This window comes from bacterium (assembly GCA_019695335.1).
Classification (GTDB): domain Bacteria; phylum CLD3; class CLD3; order SB21; family SB21; genus JABWBZ01.
On sequence record JAIBAF010000098.1, the window covers coordinates 1 to 8,259 of the forward strand.

6 protein-coding genes are annotated in these 8,259 nt (G+C 45.9%); 3 read left to right on the forward strand and 3 right to left on the reverse strand.

Annotated elements, in window-relative coordinates; translation table 11 throughout:
* The 3 genes from K1X84_16030 to K1X84_16040 form a co-directional block, all read right to left on the reverse strand.
* The coding region (locus K1X84_16030; GenBank protein MBX7153137.1) for a YpdA family putative bacillithiol disulfide reductase at positions 1–953 on the reverse strand (953 nt) is incomplete at its 3' end.
* Positions 954–987: 34 nt separating this feature from the next.
* Positions 988–2,814, reverse strand: a complete 1,827-nt coding sequence (dnaG, locus tag K1X84_16035) for a DNA primase (protein ID MBX7153138.1) — start codon at positions 2,812–2,814, stop codon at positions 988–990.
* A 4-nt stretch (positions 2,815–2,818) separates the two neighbouring features.
* On the reverse strand, positions 2,819–3,517 hold the full coding sequence (locus K1X84_16040) for an SEC59/DGK1/VTE5 family protein (GenBank protein ID MBX7153139.1): 699 nt from the start codon (positions 3,515–3,517) through the stop codon (positions 2,819–2,821).
* 123 nt (positions 3,518–3,640) lie between these two features.
* On the opposite strand from K1X84_16040, the gene K1X84_16045 reads away from it, so the two are divergent.
* The 3 genes from K1X84_16045 to K1X84_16055 form a co-directional block, all read left to right on the forward strand.
* Positions 3,641–4,531, forward strand: a complete 891-nt coding sequence (locus tag K1X84_16045) for a carbohydrate kinase (protein ID MBX7153140.1) — start codon at positions 3,641–3,643, stop codon at positions 4,529–4,531.
* Positions 4,518–6,695: an HAD-IIB family hydrolase gene (locus K1X84_16050; protein MBX7153141.1), complete on the forward strand. Its 2,178-nt coding sequence runs from the start codon at positions 4,518–4,520 to the stop codon at positions 6,693–6,695. Before K1X84_16045 ends, K1X84_16050 begins: the two co-directional genes overlap by 14 nt.
* The coding region (locus K1X84_16055) for a sucrose synthase (protein MBX7153142.1) at positions 6,692–8,259 on the forward strand (1,568 nt) is incomplete at its 3' end. The genes K1X84_16050 and K1X84_16055, both read left to right, overlap by 4 nt.

Here is an 8,259-nt window from a genome sequence, read left to right on the forward strand (position 1 = left end):
CCGTGAAAACGTCCGTTTTCGATAAAGAGTTTATTGGTTTCTTTTCCGGCGGAGATGGATCCGGCGACGTAGAGTCCCGGTACGTTTGTTTCTAAGGTTTCAGGATTATGCTGTGGTACGAGCGTTTCGTGGTCAACATCAATTCCGCATCCGCGCAGAAAAGATTCATCGGGACGATAGCCGGTCAGCGCGAAGACAAAATCGTTGGCCATCTCAGTCGTTGCATGGGTCTGAGTGTTGCAGATTTTGACGGATTCAGGAAGGATGGATTCAATGACTGAATTGACATGCAGTGTGATCGCACCTTCGTTGACACGATTGAGAAAATCGGGAAGGATCCAGTATTTGACGCTTTGTTTGATTTCCGGTTTTCTGTGTACGACCGTCACACGAGCACCGTAGCGGTGCAATTCCAGCGCGGCAATGCAGGCGGAATTTTTACCTCCGACGATCAGAATATTTTTGCCGAAATACGGATGCGGGTCGGTGTAGTAGTGCGAAACTTTCGGGAGGTCTTCGCCTGGAACGTGAAGATAGTTTGGATTATCATAATAACCCGTTGCTACGATGATAAATCGAGCCCGATATTCGAATGGTTTTCCATCGCGATGAGTTGTTTGAATCTGAAAAATATTATCGCTTTTGCTGATACGATTGACACGTTCATTGGTACGAAGTAAAAGGTCATAATGTTCGACGACACGTTTATAATAGTTCAATCCTTCTTCACGTGTTGGTTTCGGATTAGTTGTCGTAAAAGGGACACCGCCGATTTCCAATAAGTCCGACGTCGTGAAAAAAATCATATTAGCCGGAAAATGATAAATCGAATTGACGATGCAACCTTTGTCGATCACGACGGAGGATAAACCATTTTTTTTACATTCGATGGCACAAGCGAGACCGGTCGGTCCCGCGCCGACGATAAGTACGTCAAAAATTTTTGTAGTCATAGATTAAGTTATAATGCTCTTTCACTGATTGTCATCAAAAATCAATTCGTTCTTGCAAGGGCTTTTCATCGAGTTTGATCAATTGTTTTTTATTGCGCAGTGACAGGAGTTGCCGATTCAGAAAATTATACATAGCCGTTAATTCGGTCGTATCTTCTTTTTCCAATTCCATATTCAAAATCGTATTCCTGAGTGTTTCCATTTTCGATTCCAATTGCCGCGATTGAATGACGGCGAGCAGTTCGTCGATTTCATATTGCCCGGTGTCTTCGATAAGCAATTTCGAAATAGCACGTTCGATCGTTTCATCGAAATGTCCGGAAATGTGATCCGATGAAAAAGGTTCATTGAGCATGAATCGATTGAAAACCCATTCAACGACTTTCCGGATGGCATCGTTTTGAAATTCGTCCGCGCGAATGTATGAAAAAACATGATCGGCGTCTCTGCGTTGTCCTGCCAATAATGTACGGAGGATATTTCTTTCCGCTTTGGTAATGCGCTCGGAAATAGGCGGTTTGACCACGGCCACCGGCGTGACCGTAATTTTAGGCCGTTCATCGCCCGGCGTTGCATGGCGTGTGACGGATCGCAGTTCCTTCTGTACGAGCGCGGCATCCACGCCCATTTTGGATGCAATTTCTTTGACGAATAAGTCACGCTTGATCGCATCGTTGATTCGCGCGACGATATTCAGCAATTCTCGAATGGCATTGGTTCGTGCGTTAACGCTGTCGAGCTTGTTTTGATGATTCCACATTGCGATCCGGAAATCGATGTAACCAAGTCCTTTTTGAATAAGCGATTCAAACGCGGTAACGCCTTCTTTTCGAATGTAAGAATCGGGATCATGTTTGTCCGGCAATACGACGATGTGAACGTTCAATCCGGCTTCGAGCATCAGTGCACCACCGCGTTCCGCTGCACGAATGCCTGCGTCATCGCCGTCGTAGATCAACGTTACATTTTGAGTAAAGCGGCGAATGAGATTGGCCTGATCCATTGTAAATGCGGTACCGCTGGAAGCCGTAACATTAGTGACACCGAACTGATGCAAGCTGAGACAGTCGGCGTAGCCTTCGACGATGATCATGTTGTCCTGACGGCGCACAGCATCTTTGGCATGCGACAAACCGTATAGCGTTTTGCCTTTATGATAAATCGGATGCTCGGGAGAGTTCAAATATTTTGGAGAGTTGGGTTCTTCCCGCAACAGGCGACCGCCGAAAGCGATGACGCGCCCGGAAATATTGAAAATCGGAAATATCAGCCGATGGCGGAATCGATCGTAATAACCGCCGCTTTTGGCCGTGATTAAACCTCCTTTTTCGAGAATCTTAAGATCGATCCGCTGAGATTGCGTCCAACGAGCGAGAGCGTCCCATTCATCAGGCGCATAGCCGACGCCGAACGATTTTAAAGTTTTTTCGTCGAATCCGCGCTTTCGTAAATAATCCCGTGCCGCTTGTCCCGCCGATGATTGCAATTGATCGTAATAAAACCGCGCAGCGGTTTTGTAAACAAAATACAACGCTTCGATTTCCGAGTTTTCATCTTTGTCGGCTTGAAATGCAGGCAATTCAATATGGGCGCGTTCGGCTAGAGTGCGGATCGCTTCGGGATAACTGACTTTTTCGTAAGTTTTGATGAATGAAAATGCGTCGCCGCCCGTGCCGCAGCCGAAGCAATAAAAAATTTGTTTATCCGGACTGACGGTAAACGACGGCGTTTTCTCGTTATGGAAAGGACATAAGCCGACGTAATTACGTCCACGCAATTTCAGCGTGACGTAAGAGCCGATCAATTCCACGATGTCCGTGGCTTGTTTGATCTCGTCGATTTTATGTTGAGGGATTTTCATTGTATTAACTTATTTTCAAGAACAAATGTACCAAAACTTCACCCTGATTAAATAAATCGGCGTCACGCAAGCTTTGTACATATAAAATTTCCATAATGCTTCCGCTGATAATCGGGATCCGTAAATTGTCGCTCGTTTGCATCGGCAAGATTTCCACCACTGCAGCGGTCAATGCGCCGGCCAGTCGTATTAAAAATGGTACGCCGGGAAATACAAAACCGACTGCGACGGATACAGCGGCAAAGGCTAGCGATCCTTCAATCGTTTTGCCGAAAAGCCGCGTGCGTCCGAATTTCTTACCGACCACCGCGGCCAATCCATCGCCAAAAACTAAAAACAACAGGCATAAAATAGCGATGGGTTTGTGAAAGATCATAATCACAAGAAAAGAAGAAATGAGCAGGTACGTAGCGCCCGAATAACCGGTCTTTTCTTCGTCCCGCAACATTCGTCCGAAAATTTTATGAAAAAACGTATTAAAGCGTGCGCTATAAAAACGGAGATATTCCGTGACGATTGCCACGCCTAATAAACTTCCGATCACAATCATGGACGTCATATAGTCCGTCAGGTAATAACCGACCGGAATACCGGCTGAAAGAAAATGAAAACCTTTTCGCTTCAATTCATTTTCATAACGTCGGCTGGCATTATCCTCAATGGGCTGTGGAATCGGGTCGAGTTCCGTATGGTCTTCGTGCATAATCTCCTGCGAATTGGCTGCAATATAACGCTAGTAAGGGAGAAAATCTATTGGTTTAATCCATGCCGGCCTGTTTTGCTTGCAGTTCTGGAAAAAATCCTTATTATAATATAAGAGGTTTTCATGATTGCAGCGTTCGGCGAAATAGTATTTGATGTATATCCGGACCGTGAGAGACTTGGCGGTGCACCGTTTAATTTGATCTATCACATTATTCGGCTAACCGGAAAAGGCGCTCTCATTAGCCGTGTCGGGAATGATGAACGCGGACAGAACGTGCAAAAATTTCTTTCCGATCGCCATCTGGACATTCACGGCCTGCAAATTGATTCCAAAAAACCTACAGGCACTGCCGTTGTGCAATTAAACCAAGATGGCATTCCTTCGTTTACGATTACAGGCGGCGTGGCTTATGATGCCATTGCGACAACCCCGGAAGCCGAAGCGTTGGTCGAAAGTTGTGAGCTTTTTTATTTTGGTACGTTAGCACAACGGTCGATGGCATCACAAAATACATTGTATCAAATCGTGCGACGTGCCAAACAATCTTTCCTGGATGTTAATCTGCGTCAGAATTTTTATTCGGCCGATCTTCTACGTATTTCATTGGAGTTGGCCGACGTCGTCAAATTGAATTATGAAGAACTGCGTATTATAGATGCGTTGCTTTTTTCAGAAACTTTTTCAATTGAAGCGGCCGCGTTACGTTTGATCAGGACATTTTCTCTGCTTCAATTGGCGGTAACGTTAGGTAACGAAGGGTCTTGGATATTTGCCGAAGGAGAAAAAACTTTTCATCAAACGACAATTGATCATGTCGTCGATACGGTCGGTGCCGGTGACGGATTTGCTGCGATCATGTGTGCGGGCCGGATAGCCGGATGGACCCAGGATATGATTCACCGAACGGCCTCGGAATTTTCTGCCGCGTTGTGCGGCATCGAAGGCGCCTTGCCGGAGGACGATCGTTTTTATGAGCCCTTCAGGAGTTTGTTTTCTCATGCGCACAAGTAAACCGTTGTATGTCCAAATATATAGTATTCACGGCCTCATTCGCTCGGAAAATCTTGAACTCGGCCGCGATGCCGATACCGGAGGACAGACGAAATACGTCGTCGAACTAGGTAAAGCGTTGAGTCAAATGCCGGGTATCGCAAAAATTGAACTGGTAACGCGCTGGATCAATGACAAACGTGTATCGCCGGATTATTCCAGAACCATTGAAAAAATTAATGAAAAATTTTCGATCGTTCGTATTCCCTGCGGCGGCGGACGGTATATCCGGAAAGAATTGCTTTGGGATCACCTTGAAGAATTTGTCGATAAATCTATCAAATACATTCAATCCAACGGACGGTTGCCGGATATTATTCACAGCCATTATGCAGACGCAGGGTTTGTTTGTTCCGAATTGACCAAATTTTTCGGTATTCCGATGGTGCATACCGGACATTCGCTCGGTTATCCGAAATTGGAGCGACTGCTGGAAGCCGGATCGAGCGAGGAAGCCATCAACGCACAATTTAATATGTGCCAGCGTATTGCCGTCGAAGAATCGATTTTGTATTACTCCGACGTTGTTATTACAAGTACGCACGACGAAAAAGAAAAACAATACGGTGCCTATCGAAATAAAGACTGGCCGCCATACGTCGTGATCCCGCCGGGAACGGATCTTGAAAAATTTTATCCGTACACGGAAGAACGAATGTGGGACGATCAATGGCAGCCGGTACGCATCGCCATTCGTGATCAATTGTGGCGTTTTTTCATGCACATGAATAAACCGTTGATTCTGACCATCTGCCGCCCGGTTAAGAAAAAAAATATCGCCGGTTTGATCACGGCCTATGGCGAAGACAAGGAACTGCAAAATCTTGCCAATCTTGCGATCTTCGCCGGCATCCGTAAAGATATTCAGACGATGGAAGACAACGAACGTGAAGTTCTTACGGAGATGTTACTGCTGATGGATAAATATGATCTGTATGGAAAATTAGCTATCCCTAAACGCCATGACGTCGAATTCGAAATACCGGAGCTTTACCGAATCGCCGCGCAGACCGGAGGCGTATTTGTCAATTCCGCTTTTACAGAAAATTTTGGTATCACGTTGTTGGAATCGGCGGCGTCAGGATTGCCGGTCGTGTCAACGCAGTATGGCGGACCGCAGGATATTATTGCCAATCTCGACTGTGGACTGCTGGTCGACGTGCAAGACACCGCTAATATTGCGGTGGCGATCAAACGTATTCTGACTAACGGCGATCTGTGGAAACGTTTTTCAGAAAGCGGGATTCAAAAAACCGGGCAATTTTATTCATGGCCGGCACATGCAGGTCGTTATCTCGAGACGATCGCCCCGCTTGCCAAAAAATCGAAAGCCGGTCATAAAACATTTGCCGAAGTTGGGAAAAAGTTTATGAAGGCCCGTAAGTTGATCGTGACAGACATCGATAATACGCTGATCGGCGATCGAACGGCCCAGAACCAGTTTATACAATTTATTCGCAAACACCGTGACGAGATTGGGTTTGGCGTGGCAACAGGAAGAACCGTCGAATCGGCCGTAGAAATTCTGAAAGCGAACGGATGCCCTATGCCTGATTTCCTGATTACTTCAGTCGGAGCAGAAATGTATTATGCATATGAAGAGCAATTTACCGCTTCGACCGGGTGGGCTTCGCATATCGATTATCAATGGAACCGTGAGAAGATTGTCTCGCTTCTACGACGATTTTCATTTTTGGAATATCAGGAAGAAGAAACGCAGAGACCTTTTAAAGTTAGCTATTACGTACACGTGCCGGACGAAGAAGTGGAGTCCGTTCGGCGTGAACTTGTCAGGCACAAAATCCGCTGTAATTTTGTTTTTTCGCATCATCAGTTTCTTGATTTGCTGCCGATCCGTGCATCCAAAGGGCTTGCCGTCCGGTACCTGGCGTATCGGTGGAATATTTCTCACGACGATATTATCGTTGCCGGCGATTCAGGTAACGATGAGGATATGCTGACAGGCGAGATGCTGGGCATTGTCGTCGGCAATCACAGTGCCGAACTCGAAAAATTACGAGGCAAGCGCCGGATTTATTTTGCCGAAAAAGGGTATGCTTCGGGAATTTTGGAAGGTATCGCACATTATCAGTTTGCTACAATGCCATCGGGAGTTGCCGTATGACCAAACAATTCACCAAAGTTATCGATCACCATAAAGTCGATTTTTTCCGATACCTGAGCGCCGTAGCCGAAAGCGAAAAAAAACTATTTGTCCGCGGCAACATGCTCGATATTTTCAAAGCCATGTGCGCGCGTTCGGACGAACATCCGGTACGCGATATCGAAAAAGTCATCGATACGATACAAGAAGCCGTCGTGATTCGTCATTCGGTTTTTATAGAGGTGCGCGAACGCATTGCTATTTCCGATTATTACCGCTTCAATCTCGACGACGTGACGTACGAAAAGATCAGTACCGTCGATTACCTGAAAGCCAAAGAAATGCATCGTTTGCCCGGTCATTTTACTTCAATGCTCTCGCTCAATTTCAAACCTTTTTATGAACGCTTTCCAAGCGTACGCGATCCCAAAAGTATCGGTTCAGGCGTGGAATATCTCAACCGTTATTTATCGAGTCAGATGTTTACAGATGCAGAGAAATGGCGTAAGCTTCTGATCAATTTTCTTCAAGTGCATCATTATAACGGCGATCAACTCTTGATGAACGACCGCATAACCGATGTAGATAAATTATTTGACAGCGTGGACAAAGCGATAGCGCTTTTAAACAGTTTGCCGGAAAAAGAATCATACGTTAATTTCAAACATGAATTGCAGAATCTCGGATTTGAAAAAGGATTGGGCTCGACGGCTCAATCCGTCATTGAAAACCTTCAGCGGCTGCACGCGTTGTTCGAATCGCCCGATCACGAGACGTTGAAAAGCTTTTTAACGAATATTCCGATGATTTTTAATATCGTCATCGTTTCACCGCACGGATACTTTGCCCAGGAAGGTGTTTTGGGACTTCCCGATACGGGCGGACAGGTAGTCTATATTCTCGATCAGGTGAAAGCGTTGGAACGTGCAATGATTCAATCTCTCAAAAACTCCGGGCTGGACGTCTTGCCTAAAATTATAATTCTGACACGCCTGATCCCCGAAGCTGGCGATACGACGTGCAATCAGCGTCTTGAAAAAGTTGTTGAAACAAAAAATACATGGATTCTCCGTGTGCCGTTTCGTTCGAACAATACCGAAGTAACTAATCGGTGGATTTCACGATTTGAAATTTATCCGTATATCGAGCAGTTTGCCGAAGATGCGTACGTTGAATTGCAGGCCGAAATCGGCCGCCGTCCGGACCTGGTGATCGGCAATTATACCGATGGTAACATGGCCGCGACAATACTCGCACGTCGTTTTGGTGTTACTCAATGCAACATAGCCCACGCGTTGGAGAAAAGTAAATACCTGTATGCCGCGTTATTCTGGAAGGACCTGGAAGAACAATACCATTTTTCGACGCAATTTACGGCCGATCTCATCGCGATGAATGCCGCCGATTTTGTTATCACGTCGTCGTATCAGGAAATTGCCGGCACCGAATCGACGATCGGCCAGTACGAGTCGTACAAAGCTTTCACGATGCCGGAACTTTACCGCGTCGAAAACGGCATCAATCTTTTCCATCCAAAATTCAACGTCGTTTCACCGGGTGTTAACGAAAAAATTTATTTTCCTTA

Coding starts and splice junctions, on each gene's coding strand:
- dnaG (MBX7153138.1), bottom strand. CDS start 2,814: ATGAAAATCCCTCAACATAAAATCGACGAGATCAAACAAGCCACGGAC.
- K1X84_16040 (MBX7153139.1), bottom strand. CDS start 3,517: ATGCACGAAGACCATACGGAACTCGACCCGATTCCACAGCCCATTGAG.
- K1X84_16045 (MBX7153140.1), top strand. CDS start 3,641: ATGATTGCAGCGTTCGGCGAAATAGTATTTGATGTATATCCGGACCGT.
- K1X84_16050 (MBX7153141.1), top strand. CDS start 4,518: ATGCGCACAAGTAAACCGTTGTATGTCCAAATATATAGTATTCACGGC.